This window comes from Saccharothrix texasensis (assembly GCF_003752005.1).
Taxonomy (GTDB): Bacteria; Actinomycetota; Actinomycetes; order Mycobacteriales; family Pseudonocardiaceae; genus Actinosynnema; species Actinosynnema texasense.
The window spans coordinates 284,739-302,109 of record NZ_RJKM01000001.1 but is presented as its reverse complement, the minus strand read 5'-3'; the positions used below and the strand labels follow the sequence as shown (position 1 = coordinate 302,109).

Here is a 17,371-nt window from a genome sequence, read left to right as displayed (position 1 = left end):
GCTACCTCCCGTGTGGCGCGTCCGCCAGGACCCGTTGCCGCATGAGGAACTTGCGGACCTTCCCGGTCGGCCCGACGGTCAGCTGCTCGTCGGGCACCACGTCGACCCGCCGCACCGTGCGCGCCACCGCCTCGCCGAGCGCGGCCCGCACCGCCTCGCCCCGGTCCAGCCCCGGATCGGCCCCTTCGTGCAGCACCAGCAGCACGTCGGTCACCGGGGCGCCGTCGTCCTGCTTCGACGCGAGCACCGTGCAGTCGCGCACGTCCGGGCACCGGGCCAGGACGCGTTCCTCGGACAACGCGGTGTAGAGCCACTCGCCGCCGCCGAGGTCGACCGCGTCGTTGGCCCGGTCGAGGTGGTAGTAGTAGCCCTCCTCGTCCCGGTACATCAGGTCGCCGGTGAGGTAGTAGCCGTTGAGGCGGTTGCGGTAGGTGGCGGTCGAGTCGTTCCAGTAGCCGGGCGCGAGCGTCGGCGACTTGAGCCCGCACTGCCCGACCTGGCCGACCGGCACCTCCTCGCCCGTCGTCACGTCCAGCAACGCCACCTCGGCGAACGGGTACGGCTTGCCGACGCACCGGTCGTAGCGGTCGCTGCCGGGCCGGTGGCTGATGGCGAACGCGCTGTGGCCCATCTCGGTCGAGCCGAGCGTGTCGATGAACTTCGAGCCCGGCTCGTCCACCACGCCGTCCGGCGTCCAGACCGGGTGGCTGCCGACCGCGACCAACCGCCGGATGTGCGCCTCGTGCGCGCAGTCACCGGTGCTCGACCAGTTGCGCACCGAGCCCAGGTCGCGCTTCGACAGGTCGAACCGGGCCAGCTCGGCCCACGTGACGGCGAAGCCGAACACCCCGGTCGGCCGCCACCGCTCGATGGCGTCCAGCACCACCTCGCCGCTGCGCTCGAACGGGCCGCCCTGCGCGGACAGGCACAGCAGCTCGTAGCCGTTGCACAGCGCCTGGTTCACCACGATGATCCCGGCCGCGTGCGCGGCGGGCAGCACGGACAGCTCGCGCACCCGACCGTGCGGCCTGGCCTCGGTGAGCCGCACCGCGCGCACGGCGGCGAACAGGCTGTGGTGCGAGTGGACGACCGGCGTCGGCATCCGGGTCGTGCCCGAAGAGTGCGTGATCGCCACCGGGTCGTCGTCGTGGTGGCGGTAGGGCGGCGGCGCCTGCTCGGGGTCGCCGGTGCCGGTCTCCGCCGCGTCACCGAGGACGGGCACGCCGAGTTCGTGGTCCCGCAACGCCGCGTGGTCCGCGTCGAGCAGCACGCCGACGCCGCGCAGCCGGCGGACGAACTCCGCGGCGACCTCGATCGGCATGGCGCCGTTCATCAGCGCCGGGATCGCGCCGAGGTGGTTGAGCGCGAAGAAGTTGAGGAACACGTCGGCCGCGGAGGTGACGAACACGGCGACGGGGTCGCGCCGGCCGATCCCCTTGCGGGCGAACCAGTCCGCCCGTGCCGCGACCCGTTCGGTCAGGTCGCGCAGCGACAGCGGGGTCCACGCGGGGATGCCGTCCACGTCGACGTCGAAGGTCATCCGCGGCGTGTCCGGGTCCGCGCCGTGCTCCACCAGCATGGGCAGCACGTTGCCCGCGCCGACCCGCATGTCCTGCGCCAACGCGGTGCGCAGGTTCGCCCCGCTCATGAGACCTCCCGGTTGCGGAGAACGGTGGACCGCCGAACTGTCGCCACCGGGGCGGGTTCGCGCATCGGCGGCAGTGCGGGTTCGGGCGGCGTGCGGTGTCCCGTCGACTGCTACGCCGACCGCAGGTCTCGTGAACCGGACGAAGGGCGGACGCGGACTCCTACGCAGAGACTAGGTTCGCGGTTCCCCGGTGGCAATGAAGCTTTCGAGTGCGCCTGCGGTCGGTTCGGGCGACTTCGGGTTCGTCCCGGGCACGCGCGGGCCGCCCAGGCGGGCGGAGATCGCGGCCCCGATCCGGGCGACCGGCGCGGGCAGCAACATGTGCTCGTGCAGGCAGTCCACCTCCACCACGTCCACCGGTGTGCTCACGTGATCGTCCCATGAGGCCACCTTCGACTCGGTGCTCCGCTCGTCCTCGGTGGCGGAGAGGAACAGCACCGGGCCTCGCACCCGACCGGGGACGTGGCGTTGTGCCGCCGCGAGGTTGTTCCTGATCACGTGCGGCAGGGCGAGCAGTTGCCGGTCCGGCCACTCGTGCAGGCCCAACCCCGGCCGGCCGCGGACGACCTCCAGCATCCGGCGCACCGGGTCGGGGTCGTCCGGCTCGACCACCGGCTGGTAGCCGAGCTCGCGGAGCACGAAGTCGCACACCAGCCACAGGTTGTCGTCGGCCACGCTGAGGCTGTTCGGCAGGCCGGGCACCGTGTCGCCGATGACGAGCAGGCCCACTTCGTGGCCGCGCCGCTCCAGCTCCTCGGCGATCGCGTGCGCCGTGTTGCCACCGATCGACCAGCCGAACAGGTGGTACGGGCCGTGCGGCTGGGTGAGCCTGATCTGGTCGGCGAAGTCCCGAGCCGCCTCGGCCAGGTCGACCGGCAGCGGTTCGGGCCTGCGCAGCCCGCGCAACTGGAGGCCGTGCACCGGGTGCTCGGGCGCGAGGTGGGGCAGCAGCGCCAGGTAGCACCAGCTCGCACCGACCAGCGGCGGCGCGCAGAAGAGCGCGGGGCCGGCGCCGCCCTCGCGCAGCGGCAGCACCAGGTCCAGGACGCCACCCGCGCGGCGGATGTCGGCCCGCCGCTGCCTGGCCCACGCGAACTCCTCGGCCGCCGGCAGCGCCTTCACCCCGGACCCGTCCACCGGACCGTCCTCTCGCTCGCGTGTGGTCACGTGCCGGACGCCAACTCGACCAGGTGGGCGGCGGCCGTCGCCGCTCCCCCGGCGGCGGCGAACTCCGCGCCGATCCGCCGGGCGTGGCGCCGGTGGTCCGGCCCGTCGAGCACCGCCCGCAGCGCGGCGTCCAGCTCGGCCACCGTGACGTCGAGGACCGACACCTCGATGCCCGCGCCCGACCGGGCGACCTGCCGCGCCAGCGCCACCTGCTCGGCCCGCACCGGCGCGACGACCATCGGGACCCCGAAGGTGAGCGCTTCGTTGACGGCGCCGCCGGCGTGGCACACCACGGCGTCCAGCTTCGGCATCAGCTCGAGCATCGGCACCAGCTCGGCGGTGATGGCGTTGGCCGGGAAGGACTCCGCGGCCACGCCGGAGGTCACGAAGATCGCCTGCACCTCGTCCGCCATGGGTGCGAGCACCGCCGCCGCCCGGTCGTAGAAGTCGCCGATCATGTGGCCGACCAGCGTGCCGACCGTGACCAGCACGTGCCTGCGGTCCGGATCCCAGAGGTGCCAGGGGAAGTCGGGCGCGTTCGGCCTGGCGCCCAGCGCCGCGCCGGTGAGCACGCAGCGGTCCGGCAGCACGGCGTCGCCCACCAGCCCGGGCGTCATCAGGGCGATCACCAGGTGCGGCGAGAACCGGGGGTCGATCGGCTCGTCGGACAGGCCCGCCATCGCCACCGCCTGCGCCATCTTGTCCGCCAGGTAGTCCTCAAACCCGACGAGGTCGGCCGGCGGGGTCAGCTCCAGCGTGCCGGTGCACAGGGTCGCCCACGGCACGCCGTGCCGGTGCGCCACCAACGCGCCGGCCAGCGCGTACTGCTCGGTGACCACGACGTCCGGCTGGTGCTCCAGCACCGCCTCGTCGACGGGGCCGAGGGTGAAGCGGGTGAACGGGATCAGGTAGCCGTCCCACATCGCCCGCACACCGGCCATGCCCGTCTCGTCGTAGCGGCGGTAGGCGCGAGCGCCGGTGGCGTGCACCGTCGCATCCGGACCGACCAGCGGGCGCAGCACGTCCTCCGGGCCGCACCAGACGACTTCGTGACCCGCGCGGGCGAGTTCCTGCCCGATCGCGAGCATGGGGTAGAGGTGGCCTTGCAGCGGCAGCACGACCAGCAGAAACCGCGACACCGCAACATCGTGGCACACATTGACGTTCCCCGGAACGACGTGGTGGGATCCCGAAGTGTGACCGCTCTCGACGCGGTGTCGGTGTACACACCGGCTTTTCGCGTCCCCATCGAGGACTTGGCCGAACCGCTCGGCCTGACCGACATCCAGGTCAGGCTCTTCCGGCGGTTCCACGGGCTCGACCAGGTCCGGTTCGACCCGGACCGGTCGTCCGCCGAGCTGTTGCGCGCCGCCGCCGAGGGGCTCGCCGAGCTGCGCGGTCAGGAGCACCGGGTCCGGTACGTCGTCCACGGCCGGGCGATGCCGGTCGTCGTGCCGTACCCGCACAACCCGCTGCACGACGTCTGCCGCCGGCTGGGGCTCGGCCACGCGCTGGCTTTCACCGTCACGCAGCAGAGTTGCGCGAGCGGGCTGCTCGCGGTCGACCTGGCCGGCCGGCTGCTCGCCGGCGACCCGGACGACGACGCGCTGGCGCTGGTGCTGACCGGCGAGAAGGCGTTCACCCGGCACGCGCGGCTGCTGCCGGGCACGTCGCTGTTCGGCGAGGGCGCGTCCGCGTGCCTGGTGAGCGCCAACGGGCGGCGCGACCGGATGCTGTCGTTCGTGTGCGCGCAACGCGGCGAGTTCGACGGCGAGTTCGGCGACCGGGAGGACGAGTTCCAGCGCCAGTACCGCCCGTCGCTGGCCGAGGTGATCAACCGGGCGGTCGCCGACGCCGGGCTCGTCCTGGACGACATCCGGCTGGTCCTGCCGCACAACGTGAACGTCGTGACCTGGCAGCGCCTGTGCACGCTGATGGACTTCCCGGTGCGGCGCGTGCTGCTGTCGAACGTGCCCGACAACGGTCACCTGTTCTGCACCGACGCGTTCGCCAACTACCGGACCGCCCGGGAGCGCGACCTGCTCCGCGAGGGCGACCACTACCTCGTCGCGACCGTCGGCGCCGGAGCCGGGGCGACGTTCTCCGCGATGGTGTTCCAGCACTGACACCCCGTCCCACCCAGGAGGCCGACATGACCGCACCCGACGCCCAGCTCGACGTCGCCTTACGAGACCGCGTGGTCCAGGCCATGACGACCGTGCTCAAGCGGCTGGTCGGGCGCGAGGAGCCGATCACCGAGGACATGCACATGGCCGACGAGCTGGGGGTCAGCTCGTCGCTGGGGCTGGAGCTGCTGCTGGAGGTGGAGGAGCAGCTCGGCATCCAGATCGACGTGGAGCGGATGCGCCCGGACGAGCTGCTGACCGTCGGCGAGCTGGCCACGTTCATCGCCGGCCACAGCCGGCCCTGGTGATGCGCCTGGTCCGCGCCGGGCGCAGGCGCTTCACCGGTGACGCCGCCGTCCTCGCCGACGACGACCACCGCGCGCAGGTGACCGACTACTTCGCGGACCTGGTCCGGCCCTTCGGCGCCGGACCCGTCACCGGCCTGTCCGGCCAGTCCTACGGCGAGATGGCGAAGGCGTTGGTGGCGGAGGTCGTGCCCGCGGCGGAGCCGGTCGACCTGCTGGTGCTGGCGTTCTCGATCCACGACGTGTGGCCCGGCCGGGCGACCGCGACCTACCTCAGCCACGTCTGCCCCGGCACGCCGATGTCGTTCGCCGTCTGCGACCAGGGCAGCGCGTCGCCGTTCACCGGTCTGCGCGTCATCGGCGACTACGGCGTGCGGCGGGCGTTGCTGGTCGTGGTCGAACAGGCCGCGCTGCCCTACGAGTCGGCGGCGGCGACACCGTCGGCGCACCAGGGGGTGGCCATGCTCTACGAGCGGGGACCCGGCACCCGGGTGACCGAGGTCCGCCAGCACCCCGGCGTGCAGCCCGACGCCGTGCCCGAGCTGGCCCGCCGCGGGGTGGCCGAGCTGTCGGCCGGCCACCCCGGCGCGCGGGTCGTGCTCAGCGACTCGCTCGCCGCGGTGTGGCCGGACGGTCCCGACCACACCCGGGCGCCGGCCGGGCAGCCCACCACGGGGGTGTGGTGGCACCTGGCCGGTGCGGGCGGGGGCACGGTGCTGGTCGGCGACTACGACCGGGAGCTGCGCTACCTCTGCTTCGCCGCGGTGACGGTCGGGTAGTCCTCAGTGGACGCCTGCGAGCGGGCCCGGCTCCGGGGTCACCGGGGCCCGGCGGTGGTCTCGGCAGGTTCACGCCGCGTCCCGGTCGGCACGTCCGCGCGGAACGCGGCCTCGATGGCCAGCTCCTCCACCAGGCGCAGCATCGCTTCCACCTGCTCGGCCGGGAAGATCTCGGTGTCGCTGACCACCTGGAGGTACACGGTGTCCGAGTGGTCCTCGATGTTGACGAACAGCTGGTCGGTCCACCGGTAGACGAACTTGTGCCACTTGAGGTACGTCTCGGGCAGCCTGGCCCTGATCTCGTCCTCGGTGAGGGGCGCGGCGTCCGCCACCGCGTCGGCCCGGGTCCTGGTGCTGAACCGCCGGTCGTTGATCCGGCACGTGATCCGGGCCGGGTAGCCGCGTTCGGCGTCCAGGCGCGCGGCCAGCTCCGCCAACTGGTCGGGGTCGTAGTAGGAGTTCATCAGGGCCGCGGTCGTGGCCCGGCGCGCCTGCGCGATCACGTCGTCGACCGTGCCGTCGAGGTCGAGGGTGAGCACGGCGTTCTGCACCACCGAGCCGATGACGTCGGCCAGCCCGGGGCGGTACCGGTTGCCCGCGGCCACGTGCAGGGTCAGCGGGTTGACGCCGGTGGTCCGGGCGATCGCCGCGGCGATCACCGCGAGCAGCACCCGTCCGGTGTCCGTGCGGGTCCGCCGGGCGATCTCGACCACGGCCAGGTAGGCGGCGCGCGACTCGAACCGCACGTTCCGGCACCGCCGTCCCGCCTCGTAGTCCGGCGCGCCCGACTCGCCGAACGTCAGCGGCGGCAGGGAGCGGAGGTGCCCCTCCCAGTAGCGCATGGCCCGGTCGCTGACCCGCCGCAGCTCCGGCGTCGCCTCCCGACGGGCGAGGTCGGCGAGCCGCACCGCGTCCGGGTCCACCGGGCGGCCGACCAGCTCGCCGAGGTCGAGGTCGGTCATGAGCAGCAGCCCGCCCACGCCGTCGACGACCAGGTGCCCGAGGGTGAGCACCAGGTACACGGCTTCGCCCCGGTACTGCATCACGCCCATGCGCAGCGGCCACGGGGTGTGCTCCGCCAGCGGGGCGGCCATCCACTTGAGCCACAGCCTGTTGCCGTGGTCGACGGCGTCGGCTCGGTCGAGGTGGTCGGCGAAGGTCATGACCTCCAGGTCGATCTCCCCGGACCCGTGCACGACCTGGCACGGCTTGCCGTCGTCGTCGGTGCCCAACCGCGTCCTCAACGCGGGGTGCTTGCCCATGAGCCGGCTCAGGCGTTCGGCGACGTCGGCGACGGTGAGGCCGGCCGGCAGGTGGTGCGCGCCGCTGATGTTGTAGCTCCAGTCGCTGTTGCGCATGTCCTGGAGGATGGTCTTCTGCCCCCAGCTCAGCGGCGCGGTCCCCGCTCCGGGACCGGAGAACGGCACGGTGACCCGGTGTTGGACGATCCGCTCACCCATCGGCACTCCCGAAGATCACGCTCACGTTGTGACCGCCGAAGCCGAACGAGTTGGACATGACCACGTCGACCCGGGCCGACAGCGGCTCGCCGAGGACGTGGTTGAGGTCGCAGGCCGGGTCGGGGTCGTCCAGGTTGCGGGTCGGTGGGATCAGGCCCTCGCGCATGGCCGCGATGCCGATCGCCGCCTCGACCACACCGGACGCGCCGAGCATGTGCCCGGTGACGCCCTTGGTCGAGCTGACCGGTGGCATGGCGTCGCCGTACACGCCGCGGATCGCCGCCGTCTCGGCCGCGTCGCCCGCCTTCGTGCCGGTGCCGTGCGCGTTGAGGTAGTCGATGTCGCCTGTGGACAGTCCGGCATCCCGAAGTGCGATCCGCATGCTCTGCGCCGCGCTGGAGCCGTCCGGCCGGGGCGTGGTCGGGTGGTGCGCGTCGCTCGTCGCACCCCAGCCGAGCACCTCGGCGCGCACCGCCGCGCCGCGGGCCCGCGCGAAGTCGGGCCGCTCCAGCACGAGCACGCCGGCGCCCTCGCCGAGCACGAAACCGTTGCGGCCTCGGTCGAACGGGCGGCTCGCGGTGGTCGGGTCGGACCGGCCGCGGGCGAGGGCGAGGGCGTTGCCGAACGCGTCGGCGAACGTCGGGAACAGCGGCGCCTCGGTGCACCCGCACACCACCACGTCCGCTTCGCCCGACCGGAGGATGCGCATGGCCTCGCCGATGGACTGGCCGCCGGCGGCGCACGCCGTGCCGGAGGAGGACGTGTAGCCGCGGATGCCGAACTTGATGGAGACGCGGGCCGCCGCCATGTTCGGCAGCACGCCGGGCAGCAGGAACGGGCTCACGCCCAGGCGCCCGCGCCGTGACCGCTCGACCGCCTGGTCCGCGAGCGTGCCGAGGCCACCGACCCCGGAGAGCACGACGGCGACGCGGTAGGGGTCGACGTCCCGGCCGACCTCGATCCCGGCGTCGGCCAGGGCGTCGCCCGCGGCCCGCACGGCCATCACGATCGAACGGTCGACCACTCGGGCGTCTTTGGGCGGAACAACGCTTTCCGGGTCGATGAACGGCCCGATCGCGGCCGCGTCGACCACGCCGTGCAGCGGGTGGTCCTCCGGGGGGCGCACGATCCCGGACCGACCGGCGCAGACCGCGGCGAAGACCTCGTCGACCGCGGTGCCGACCGGGCTGACCAGCCCGATCCCGGTCACGGCAGCGCTCGTGCTCACGTCGCCGTTGCGGTCTGCGCGCGTCGGGCCACCTCGGCGCAGAACTCGCCGACCGTCATGGCGGCGAACCGCTCGGCCTCGTCCTCGTCGAACCGGACGCCGAAGTGGTCCTCCACCCGCAGGGAGAGCTCGGCCAGGGCGAGCGATTCGAGGTCGGCGCCCGCCGGGCCCAGCACCGTGTCGTCGTCCATGTCGGCGGTGCTGTACTTCATGACCGTCAACGAGTCGAAAAGGAACTGGCGGATCTCAGAATTCATGACGGCACTTCCGCTCTCCGGGAGGTCAACGGGAATCTGCACCACCGGGGTCGAGGCCGTCAAGCGCGATCCCGTACCGAATACGGACTATGGACCGCGGTCCGCAACGGCCGCAGAATGTGCGCCATGCCCTCGGCGATGCTCGACCTCGTGACGCACGAAGAGGCGCCGCCGCGGTCCCCTGCCGTCCACCTCCTCGGCGGGCGGACGTTGTCCTACGACGAGCTGGCCGAGCTGGTCCGCGAGGTCGAGCGGTCCCTGCGCCACGACACCAAGGCGTTGGTGCTGTGCGCGGGAGACCGCGACCTGCCCACCCTGCTCGCCTACCTGGCCGCGCTGCGGCTCGGCCACGCGGTCGCGTTCCTGCCCGCCTCGGCCGAGATCCTCGCGGCGTACCAACCGGAGTTCGTCGTGCCGGGCCCGGCCGGTGGAACGCACCTGGCCGATCTCGGCTACCTGCCCGACGAACAGGTGGGACGTTCGCACGTCTTCCGCAGGCGTTCGACGGGACCGGCGGGTGACATCTTCCCGGACACCGCGCTGCTGCTGTCGACGTCCGGGACGACGGGGAGCCCCAAAGCGGTGCGGCTGTCGTACGACGGCGTGGCCGACAACTCCGATGCCATCGCCCGCGCATTGCGCATCACCGCCGCGGAACGCGCGCCGACCACCCTTCCCATCACCCATGCCTATGGCTTATCGGTGCTCAACAGCCACCTGCGGTCCGGCGCCGGCATCGTGCTGAGCGACCGGACGCCGCTCTCACTGGCCATGTGGGACCACCTGACCAGGGCGGGGGCCACGTCGTTCGCCGCCGTGCCGACGACCTACGCGGCGTTCGGCCCAGCGCACCTGAACCTGTTGGAACGCTCGGAGATCCGCACGATGACCCAGTCGGGCGCACGGCTCGGCGACGAACTGACGATGCGGCTGGTGCGGATGATGCAGCGGCGGCAGGGCCGGTTCTTCCCCATGTACGGCCAGACCGAGGCCACCTCGCGGATCACGTGCCTGGACCCGGCGGCCCTGCCGGACCGCCTCGGCTCGGTCGGGAAGGCCGTGGCCGGCGGCGTCATCACCATCGCGCCGGCCGAGGCGCACCACCGGGCCGCACCCGGCGAGGGCGCCGTGCACTACCGCGGTCCCGGTGTGATGCTCGGCTACGCGACCGGTCGCGACGACCTCGCCCGAGGCCCCGAGGTGGACGTCCTGGACACGGGCGACCTCGGCTACCTGCGCGACGGCTACCTCTACCTGACCGGGCGCACCAAGCGGATCGTGAAGGTGCTCGGCGTCCGCACGAGCCTGGACGACCTGGAGCGCGTGGTCGAGCGGTCCGACCACCCGTCCGCCGTGGTCCGCGGCGACGACGACGTGGTGTACCTGTTCGGGGCGGGCGACCCGGACGTGCACGAGCAGCAGCGGCGGCGGGTGGCCGAGGTGCTGGGGGTGCCGAGCCGGCACGTGGCGGTCCGCCACGTCGACCGCCTGCCCCAGACGCCCGGAGGCAAGGTCGACTACCGGGCGCTGGCGGCGGCCGTGGACACCCAGGAGGTCCGGCCGTGGAACTGACGCACTGGCGGCAGCTGTCCGATCGCGGACCGGACCTCGTGCTGTGCCTCGACTTCCCGGGTGGGCGGGCCGCGGCGGGGTTCGGGGACCTGGCGTCCGGCGTCCCGGCGGACGCCTGCTTCCTGCACCTGGCCGAACCGGGTCCGGGGCCGCTCGACGCGTGCGTCAACCGGTGGGTGGCCGACGCGGCGGCGACCGGCCGCCCGGTGCGCGCGGTGCTGGGGTACTGCGCAGGGGCCTCGCTCGCCACGTGCGTCGCCGACGCCGTCGCCGAGTCCGCACCCGCGCCGGTGACCGTGCTCTTCGACGCCGCGGCGACCACGGCCGGTTCGCTGGGCCACCAGTTCGCCTCCACCCTCGAGACCTCCGCGGACCACCTGACCGCCGAGGAGCTCGACGACGCGCGCGCCCTGGCCGACGGGCTGGTCGAGGCGCACCCGGACGACCTGCCCCGCATCGCCTCGGCCCTGGTCGACCGGTACGACGCGCTGATGGGCGAGGTCGCCGCCCGGCTGTCGCTCAACCAGTTCTTCCGGCAGCAGCTCACCGCCGGGTTCACCGCCTACGCGGACTACATGCTGCTGGCGGCCCAGGGCCGGTTCGACACGCGCTCCGGGACGCCGTTGTTCGTGTCCTCGAAGGACCACGAGCCGCCCGTGGACGACGTCCGGCGCCTCGTGCTCGACTTCGACCACGCCGACCTGCTGCGCGAGTCCGCGGTGCACGACCTCGTCGCCGAACTGCTGAGAGGAGAACGTCCATGGTGACCGTGGCCGAGATAGCCGCCGTCCTGTCCGCGCACCCCGGGGTGAGCCGCGCCGGCGCCGCCGTCGTGCGCCACGACGGGCGTGAGGTCACCGTCGCGGCCGTCGAGCTGACCGAGTACCTGAGCGGGCCGGTGCTGCGCAACCACGTGCGGCAGCAGCTCGGGGAGGACTGCGGGCTCAACGGCGTGCTCGTCGTGGACCGGCTCCCGGTGGCGGACGGCGAGGTGGACGCCGAGCAGCTGGCGGCGGCCGTCGCCGACGGCAGGTGCACCCTCTTCGAGGACCCGCGCGACGACGTCGAGCGCCGGGTGGCGGAGATCTGGTCGGCGCAGATGGACGTCCGGCCGGTCGGCGCGACCGACGACTTCCTGGAGCTGGGCGGCGACTCGCTGTCCGCGCTCGGCATCATCGCCGCGCTCGAAGCGGAGTTCGACCGGCCACTGGACGTCTTCGAGTTCATGAGCGCGTCCAGCGTCCGGCGGCTGGCCGAGATCCTGCGGTAGCGATGCCCCTCACCGTGCACCGGCGCATCGCCGACATCGCCCGCGCCGAACCAGGTCGGACCGCCCTGATCGGGTTCGACACCGACCTGGCCGAGCAGACCCTGTCGTGGGGGGAGCTCGCCGAGTCGGTGGACGGCGCGGTGGCCGCGCTGCGGGCCGCGCTCGACCCGGACGTGCCGTCGTGCGTCGTCGTGGAGGCGACCAACACCCTGGCCGCGGCGACCGGCATTGCCGCGGCGCTCGCGGCCGAGGTGCCCGTCTTCCCGCTGAACCCGGCCACCCCCGCGGCCGAGCGGGACGTCCTGTTCGGACTGCTCGGCCGCCGGTACGGGCACGTGCGCCTGATGGACGCCGGGAACCGGCCGGGGCCCGCGATCGTGTCGGCCGCGCCGCCGTCGGGCCGGGGCGGCGCGGCGGCCTACCTGCTGGCGACCGGCGCCAGCACGGGCGTGCCGAAGGTCTCGGCGCGGCCGGGGCCGCTGCGCTACGACCCCGCGCGGACGCCGTCGCTGGTGATCAGGCAGACCGGTTGGCGGACCGGCCAGCGGCAGCTCATCGTGGGTCCGCTGTACCACGCGGCGCCGTTCACCGCGTTCGTGGACGCGCTGCTGGACCTGAACACCGTGGTGCTGCAACCGTTCTTCGCCGCGCAGTGGACCGTCGACCTGGTGCGGCGGCAGCGCATCGAGTGGGTGCAGCTGACCCCGACGCACATGCGCGAGATCCTCATGCTCGCCGACGCGGACCCGGCGGCCTTCGACAGCCTGCGTGCCCTCCTGCACACCGCGGCCTCCTGCGACGCGGACACCAAGCGCGGGTGGATCGACCTGCTCGGCCCCGAGCGGGTCTTCGAGCTGTACGGCGCGACCGAGGGCATCGGCGTGACCCTGGCCCGGGGCGACGAGTGGCTGGCCCGGCCGGGCACCGTCGGGCGAGGCGTCCTGACCCAGCTCCGCGTCCTGGACGACGACGGCGCGCCGGTCGCGCCGGGCGAGGCCGGCACCGTGTTCATGCGCACCCCCCAGCGGGTGGGCCGGTCCGACTACCTCAACGACCAGGTCGTCCGCACCACCCCCGACGGGTTCGCCACGGTGGGCGACCGCGGCAGGCTCGACCGCGACGGCTACCTCTACCTCGAACCCCGCGACCACGGCACGATCAACGTGGGCGGCGAGAAGGTCGACCCGACCGAGGTCGAGGCCGCGTTGCTGGCCCACCCCGCGGTGGTCGACGCCGTGGCGCTGGCCGTGCCGCACCAGACCCTCGGGTCGGTGGTCGGCGTGCAGGTGGTGCTGCGACCCGAGGTGAGCGTCCGCAAGGCCGACCTCGCCGCGCACTGCGGCCGGCGGCTGGCCGGCTACAAGATCCCGAAGCACTTCGCGTTCGTCGACCGACTCCCCCGCTCCGCGGCCGGGAAGATCCAACGCTGGCGGCTCGCCGCCGATCACGAAGGCGGTGCACCCACACCATGAACCCGACCGTGGACGACGTGCTCGACACCGGCTACCGGCACCCCCGCGACCCGGTGGAGCTGTGGCTGGCGCGGCAGTGGCAGGAGGTCATCGGGTTCGCCGTCGGCATCCGGGAGAACTTCTTCGAGCTGGGCGGCAACTCCCTGGACGCGGCCAGGGTCGTCAACGCCGTCCTCGAGGAGCTGGGCGTCCAGCTGCCCCTGAACGTGATGACCGAGCACCCCACCGTGGAGAGCCTCGCCGCCCGGCTGCGCGAGCACAACGCTCGGCTGTCCGACCCGCTGGTCCTGATCCAGCGCGGCGACGGCGCCGCTCCCCCGCTGTTCCTGGTCCACCCGGCCAACGGGCAGGTCGGCCCGTACGCCGGGCTCGCCCAGGAGCTGGGCGAGGACTTCACCGTGTTCGGGCTCCAGGCCGCCGGGCTCTACGCCGATGTCGACCCGGTCGCGTCGGTGCGGGACATGGCGCGCACCTACGTCGAAGCCGTCCGCGCGGCGTGGCCGACCGGCCCCTACCTGCTCGGCGGCTGCGACACCGGCGCGTCGATCGCCCACGAGATGGCCGCGCGGCTCACCGAGGACGGCGCCGAGGTGCGGCTGCTCGCCCTGGTCGACGCCGGACTGCTGGACCTCGGTCCCCGGTTCGACCAGCCTCCCGGTGACCTGGACGCGGTCCTGGACCGGTGGAAGGAGCTCGACCTCGTGCCACCGGACGCGACCCCCGAGTTCGCCAGGCGCTCGGCGCGCGTGTGGCAGGCGAACGAGGACGCCGTCCACGACTGGGAACCCCGGCCGTACCCCGGCCCGGTCGACGTCTTCCTCAGCCCTTCGGGCGACCGGCCGGTGTTCGCGGACTGGCCGTCGGCGGTGACGCGCGAGCACACCCCGCAGGACGGGGACGTGGCCGGTCCGCTGCGCGGGCTGATCGGCTGACCGGGATGAGCACCACGACCGGCGCCACGCAGCGCAGGCGGCGGGTGCGGCTCACGCCCGTCGACGCCATCCAGATCAGCTCCACCGGCGCGCGCGCGGCCGAGGGACCCGTCACCCTCGGCCAGCTCAACACCCTCCAGTGGTTGCAGGACGGCGACGACCACCTCGTCGCGGTCCTGCGCGTAGAACTGCCCGTGCCCGACGGGAAGTCCGTGGACGACGTGGCCGAGGCGGCCGCCGTGCTGGTGGCGAGGCACGAATCCCTGCGGACCACCTACGTCCGGGGCCGGGACCCACGTCAGGTGGTCGCGGCGACCGGCACCTTCACCCTCAACGTGTGCACCCTCGGCGAGGGTCCGTGGGGGCCTCCCGACCGCTCGGCGGTGGCCGGGAGGCTGCTCGTGTGGTTGCGGGAGCGGCGCGACACGGCGGCCACCGCGCTGCGGTTGGCGGTGGCCACCGACGAGTTCGGCGCGGTCATCGCCTGCGTCGCGGGGTTCTCGCACCTGGGCGTCGACCTCGGCTCGCTCGACGTGCTCAAGCGCGAGTTCGCCGAGATGCTCGCGCACCCGGAGCGCCGACAGGTGGGCCAACCGCGCCACCAGCCGCTGGACCAGGCCGAGCTGGAGGCGACGCCCGCCGAGCGCCGTCGGACCCGGGCGGCGAACGACTACATCCAGGAGCTGGCGCGGCGACAACCCCGCTGCCTGCTCGCGCTGCCGGGCGCCACCCGCTCCGGCGAGTCGCTGGCCGTGGAGCTGTCGTCCCCGGCCGCCGCGATGGCGGTGCGGCAGGTGGCGGCACGCACCCGGTCCAGCCGGTCCTCCGTCGTGCTCGCCGCGACGTGCGCGGTGCTGGCGCGGCGGACCGGCTACCGCGAGCTGGTGTTCCCGTCGCTGTCGAGCAACCGCTTCGAACGCCACCTCGTCGACTTCGTCGGTTCCCTGGCGCAGGGCAACCTCGTCGCCGTCGACGTCGGCGACCGGAGCTTCGACGCGCTGGTCAAGCACACGTGGGCCGCGGCGCTGGAGGCGAGCAGGCACGGCAGGTACGACGGCGTCGAGCGTGGCGCGTGGGACGAGCGGATCCAGCACGACCGCGGCACGCACTTCCTCTACGACCCGTTGTTCAACAGCCTCGTGCCCGAGACGTGGTCCGGGGTCACCGCGGGCGTCAAGCACCGGCCGGAGGAGATCACCGCCGCCCTGCGGCGGACGGAGCTGCGGTGGCGTCCGGTGCCCCACGACGGGACGCCGGTGCGGTTCAACCTGGAGGAGGTCGACGGCCGGGTCCGGCTCGACCTGTGGAGCGCGGACACCGGGCTGGTGCCCCGGGCCGAGATGGAGTCGTTGTTGCTGGCCGTCGAGCGCCTGCTGGTCGCTGCGGCGGCGGGTGACCTTGACGCCCCGCGCATCCGCGAGGTCACCGGCCTGGCCCCCGTCGCCCGCACGCCCGACTGGGTGCTGGTCGACTCGTGCTGGGTCGACCTCGGCGAGGTGCAGCGGCTGCTGGACGAGGCGCTGGCGCCTGCCGCGGCCCACATCTTCGGCTCGGTCGACGGCCGCGACCTGGTCGCCTACCTGACCGCGACCGACGCCGTGCGGACACCCGAACAGGCCCACGCCCGCTGCCTGGCCGCGCTGCCCGGCCGCCTCAACGCCCTCGCCCCGCGCCACTACGTCGTGTGCCCCACCGCCCCGACCGACGCGACGGACCCCGCCGCGTGGCCCGCGCCCCTCGTCACCGGCACCGGGCGTTGACCGCCGACGTGCCGGGGGCGGGGCGGATCTGCCGCGGGTGACCCACCGGACCGGGAGGCCACCCGACCCGGTCAGCCGTCGAAGGACTGGTAGACGGCGGTCCAGAAGTCGCGCCAGATCGGCAGCCTCTGGTCGCCCGAGTGCCCCCGCTGCATGAAGAAGATCGCCGTCAGGTCCTCGACGGGGTCGTTGTACCAGGCGGTGCCGTAGAAGCCGGACCACCCGTAGCTGCCGACCGACAGGCCGAGCCGGCTGGGGCGGGACAGGACCGACATCCCGAAACCCCAGCCCATCTCGTTGAAGTACCCCGGCCAGAAACCGGAGACCTCCCGCTGCGCCGGGGTCAGCTGGTCGCTGGTCATCAGGGTGACCGACGGTCGGGGGAACACCTGCCGACCGCGGTGGGCGCCGCCGGCCAGCAGAGCCGCGGCGAAGGCGAAGTAGTCCTGGGCGGTCGAGACGAGCCCGCCGCCACCCGACTCGAACACCGGCGGCCGGCTCCACTTGCCGTCGGGGCCGTCGTCCACGACCGGCTCGTCGCCGGCGGTGCTGTCGCGCTGGTACGCCGTCGCGAGCCGGGCGATGTCCTCGCCGCTCACGCTGAAGGCGGTGTCCTCCATCCCGAGCGGATCGCAGATCCGTTCCCGGAAGGCGTCGCCGAAGGACATCCCGGTGGCCCTGGCGATGAGCACCCCGGTCACGTTGGACGCGGTGTCGTACATCCAGCGCTCGCCGGGCTGGTACACGAGCGGGAGCTCGCCCAGCCCGCGCACCCACACGTCCGGCGACGAGTAGTCGAGCCCGTTCACCGCGTCGACGATCGGGACCTTCCCCGGCTTGGTCGGGAGCACGCCCATGCCGCAGGTGTTGGTCAGCAGGTGCCGCACCGTGATCGGGCGCTGCGCCGGGACGACGTCGTCCAGCGGCCCGTTGGGGTCGACGAGCACGGTCATGTCGGCCAGCTCCGGGAGGAGGTCGTCGACCGGGTCGTCGAGGCGCAGGGTGCCGTCGTCGACGAGCGTCATCGCGCACGCGGCGACCATCGGCTTCGTCATCGAGGCCGTGCGGCAGATCGTGTCGGCCGAGAACGGTGTTCCCGAGCCCACGCCCTCGAACGCGAGGGCGCCCGATGCTTCGACGCGCACCTCGCCGCGGCGGCCGAGCACGGCCACCGCACCGGGCGCGAAGCCGGACTCGACGTGGCGCTCCAGCACTTCCCGCACCCGGACCAGCCCTGTGGACGAGAAACCGCCGGTGGTCATTCGCCCTCCACCTCATCCCTCGTCCGCCCGTCGCGCGACGACCCTAGCTTTCCGCCACGCCACCGGGGAGGGGACTTCGTCCCGGCACTACGGCTTGTCGGCGCGTCGTGCCGCGCGCTCCGCTCGGCGCGCG

16 protein-coding genes are annotated in these 17,371 nt (G+C 73.5%); 9 read left to right on the top strand and 7 right to left on the bottom strand.

From position 1 onward, the window contains the following. Nucleotide 1 precedes the first annotated feature (1 nt). From EDD40_RS01170 to EDD40_RS01160, 3 genes are all read right to left on the bottom strand, one after another. Nucleotides 2–1,648 carry a class I adenylate-forming enzyme family protein gene (locus tag EDD40_RS01170; protein WP_123741241.1) on the bottom strand — a complete coding sequence of 549 codons (1,647 nt, stop codon included), beginning with the start codon at nt 1,646–1,648 and terminating at the stop codon, nt 2–4. A 171-nt stretch (nt 1,649–1,819) separates the two neighbouring features. Then, entirely contained in the window at nt 1,820–2,815 is a 996-nt protein-coding gene (locus EDD40_RS01165; protein ID WP_123741240.1) for a thioesterase domain-containing protein, read from the bottom strand. After that, entirely contained in the window at nt 2,812–3,954 is a 1,143-nt protein-coding gene (locus EDD40_RS01160) for a glycosyltransferase (RefSeq protein ID WP_123741239.1), read from the bottom strand. The genes EDD40_RS01165 and EDD40_RS01160 overlap by 4 nt, the downstream gene beginning before the upstream one ends. A 117-nt stretch (nt 3,955–4,071) precedes the next feature. Here EDD40_RS01160 and EDD40_RS01155 point away from each other — a divergent pair, with 117 nt between their 5' ends. The 3 genes from EDD40_RS01155 to EDD40_RS01145 are packed head-to-tail and all read left to right on the top strand — an operon-like array spanning nt 4,072 to nt 6,025. Continuing rightward, complete coding sequence (locus EDD40_RS01155) at nt 4,072–4,941, top strand: 3-oxoacyl-[acyl-carrier-protein] synthase III C-terminal domain-containing protein (protein ID WP_236594980.1); 870 nt, start codon at nt 4,072–4,074, stop codon at nt 4,939–4,941. 26 nt (nt 4,942–4,967) lie between these two features. After that, nucleotides 4,968–5,249 (top strand): phosphopantetheine-binding protein, encoded by a 282-nt coding sequence (locus EDD40_RS01150; protein ID WP_123741237.1) that lies wholly within the window; start codon nt 4,968–4,970, stop codon nt 5,247–5,249. Next, nucleotides 5,246–6,025, top strand: a complete 780-nt coding sequence (locus EDD40_RS01145) for a 2-hydroxy-acid oxidase (RefSeq protein ID WP_148088648.1) — start codon at nt 5,246–5,248, stop codon at nt 6,023–6,025. Before EDD40_RS01150 ends, EDD40_RS01145 begins: the two co-directional genes overlap by 4 nt. A 38-nt stretch (nt 6,026–6,063) precedes the next feature. Here EDD40_RS01145 and EDD40_RS01140 read toward each other — a convergent pair whose 3' ends face one another. From EDD40_RS01140 to EDD40_RS01130, 3 genes are read right to left on the bottom strand one after another with little or no spacing between them, the layout of a single operon-like run. Further along, a complete protein-coding gene (locus tag EDD40_RS01140) occupies nt 6,064–7,485 on the bottom strand; it encodes a condensation domain-containing protein (protein WP_123747658.1) in 1,422 nt (473 codons plus the stop codon). Next, nucleotides 7,478–8,713 (bottom strand): beta-ketoacyl-[acyl-carrier-protein] synthase family protein, encoded by a 1,236-nt coding sequence (locus EDD40_RS01135; RefSeq protein WP_123741235.1) that lies wholly within the window; start codon nt 8,711–8,713, stop codon nt 7,478–7,480. The genes EDD40_RS01140 and EDD40_RS01135 overlap by 8 nt, the downstream gene beginning before the upstream one ends. Then, nucleotides 8,710–8,970 carry an acyl carrier protein gene (locus EDD40_RS01130; RefSeq protein ID WP_123747657.1) on the bottom strand — a complete coding sequence of 87 codons (261 nt, stop codon included), beginning with the start codon at nt 8,968–8,970 and terminating at the stop codon, nt 8,710–8,712. Before EDD40_RS01130 ends, EDD40_RS01135 begins: the two co-directional genes overlap by 4 nt. Before the next feature lie 126 nt (nt 8,971–9,096). Between EDD40_RS01130 and EDD40_RS01125 the strand changes: the two genes are divergently transcribed. From EDD40_RS01125 to EDD40_RS01100, 6 genes are read left to right on the top strand one after another with little or no spacing between them, the layout of a single operon-like run. Further along, nucleotides 9,097–10,542, top strand: coding sequence for an AMP-binding protein (locus EDD40_RS01125; protein WP_170184896.1), 1,446 nt, complete (start codon nt 9,097–9,099; stop codon nt 10,540–10,542). Then, nucleotides 10,533–11,309, top strand: a complete 777-nt coding sequence (locus EDD40_RS01120) for an alpha/beta hydrolase family protein (RefSeq protein ID WP_123741233.1) — start codon at nt 10,533–10,535, stop codon at nt 11,307–11,309. Before EDD40_RS01125 ends, EDD40_RS01120 begins: the two co-directional genes overlap by 10 nt. Beyond that, entirely contained in the window at nt 11,303–11,812 is a 510-nt protein-coding gene (locus tag EDD40_RS01115) for a phosphopantetheine-binding protein (RefSeq protein WP_123741232.1), read from the top strand. Before EDD40_RS01120 ends, EDD40_RS01115 begins: the two co-directional genes overlap by 7 nt. A gap of 2 nt (nt 11,813–11,814) precedes the next feature. Continuing rightward, nucleotides 11,815–13,284, top strand: a complete 1,470-nt coding sequence (locus tag EDD40_RS01110; RefSeq protein ID WP_123741231.1) for an AMP-binding protein — start codon at nt 11,815–11,817, stop codon at nt 13,282–13,284. Next, a complete protein-coding gene (locus EDD40_RS01105) occupies nt 13,281–14,216 on the top strand; it encodes a thioesterase domain-containing protein (RefSeq protein WP_123741230.1) in 936 nt (311 codons plus the stop codon). Before EDD40_RS01110 ends, EDD40_RS01105 begins: the two co-directional genes overlap by 4 nt. 5 nt (nt 14,217–14,221) lie before the next feature. Then, on the top strand, nt 14,222–15,976 hold the full coding sequence (locus tag EDD40_RS01100; RefSeq protein ID WP_123741229.1) for a condensation domain-containing protein: 1,755 nt from the start codon (nt 14,222–14,224) through the stop codon (nt 15,974–15,976). A 71-nt stretch (nt 15,977–16,047) separates the two neighbouring features. Here the strand turns inward: EDD40_RS01100 and EDD40_RS01095 are convergent, their stop codons facing one another. Next, nucleotides 16,048–17,238, bottom strand: a complete 1,191-nt coding sequence (locus EDD40_RS01095; RefSeq protein ID WP_123741228.1) for a serine hydrolase domain-containing protein — start codon at nt 17,236–17,238, stop codon at nt 16,048–16,050. Between the last annotated feature and the right edge of the window lie 133 nt (nt 17,239–17,371).

Bases quoted from the DNA above. Each gene is read 5' to 3' on its own strand.
- EDD40_RS01170 (WP_123741241.1), bottom strand. From the start codon at position 1,648: ATGAGCGGGGCGAACCTGCGCACCGCGTTGGCGCAGGACATGCGGGTC.
- EDD40_RS01150 (WP_123741237.1), top strand. From the start codon at position 4,968: ATGACCGCACCCGACGCCCAGCTCGACGTCGCCTTACGAGACCGCGTG.
- EDD40_RS01140 (WP_123747658.1), bottom strand. From the start codon at position 7,485: ATGGGTGAGCGGATCGTCCAACACCGGGTCACCGTGCCGTTCTCCGGT.
- EDD40_RS01130 (WP_123747657.1), bottom strand. From the start codon at position 8,970: ATGAATTCTGAGATCCGCCAGTTCCTTTTCGACTCGTTGACGGTCATG.
- EDD40_RS01125 (WP_170184896.1), top strand. From the start codon at position 9,097: ATGCCCTCGGCGATGCTCGACCTCGTGACGCACGAAGAGGCGCCGCCG.
- EDD40_RS01115 (WP_123741232.1), top strand. From the start codon at position 11,303: ATGGTGACCGTGGCCGAGATAGCCGCCGTCCTGTCCGCGCACCCCGGG.
- EDD40_RS01110 (WP_123741231.1), top strand. From the start codon at position 11,815: ATGCCCCTCACCGTGCACCGGCGCATCGCCGACATCGCCCGCGCCGAA.
- EDD40_RS01105 (WP_123741230.1), top strand. From the start codon at position 13,281: ATGAACCCGACCGTGGACGACGTGCTCGACACCGGCTACCGGCACCCC.
- EDD40_RS01100 (WP_123741229.1), top strand. From the start codon at position 14,222: ATGAGCACCACGACCGGCGCCACGCAGCGCAGGCGGCGGGTGCGGCTC.
- EDD40_RS01095 (WP_123741228.1), bottom strand. From the start codon at position 17,238: ATGACCACCGGCGGTTTCTCGTCCACAGGGCTGGTCCGGGTGCGGGAA.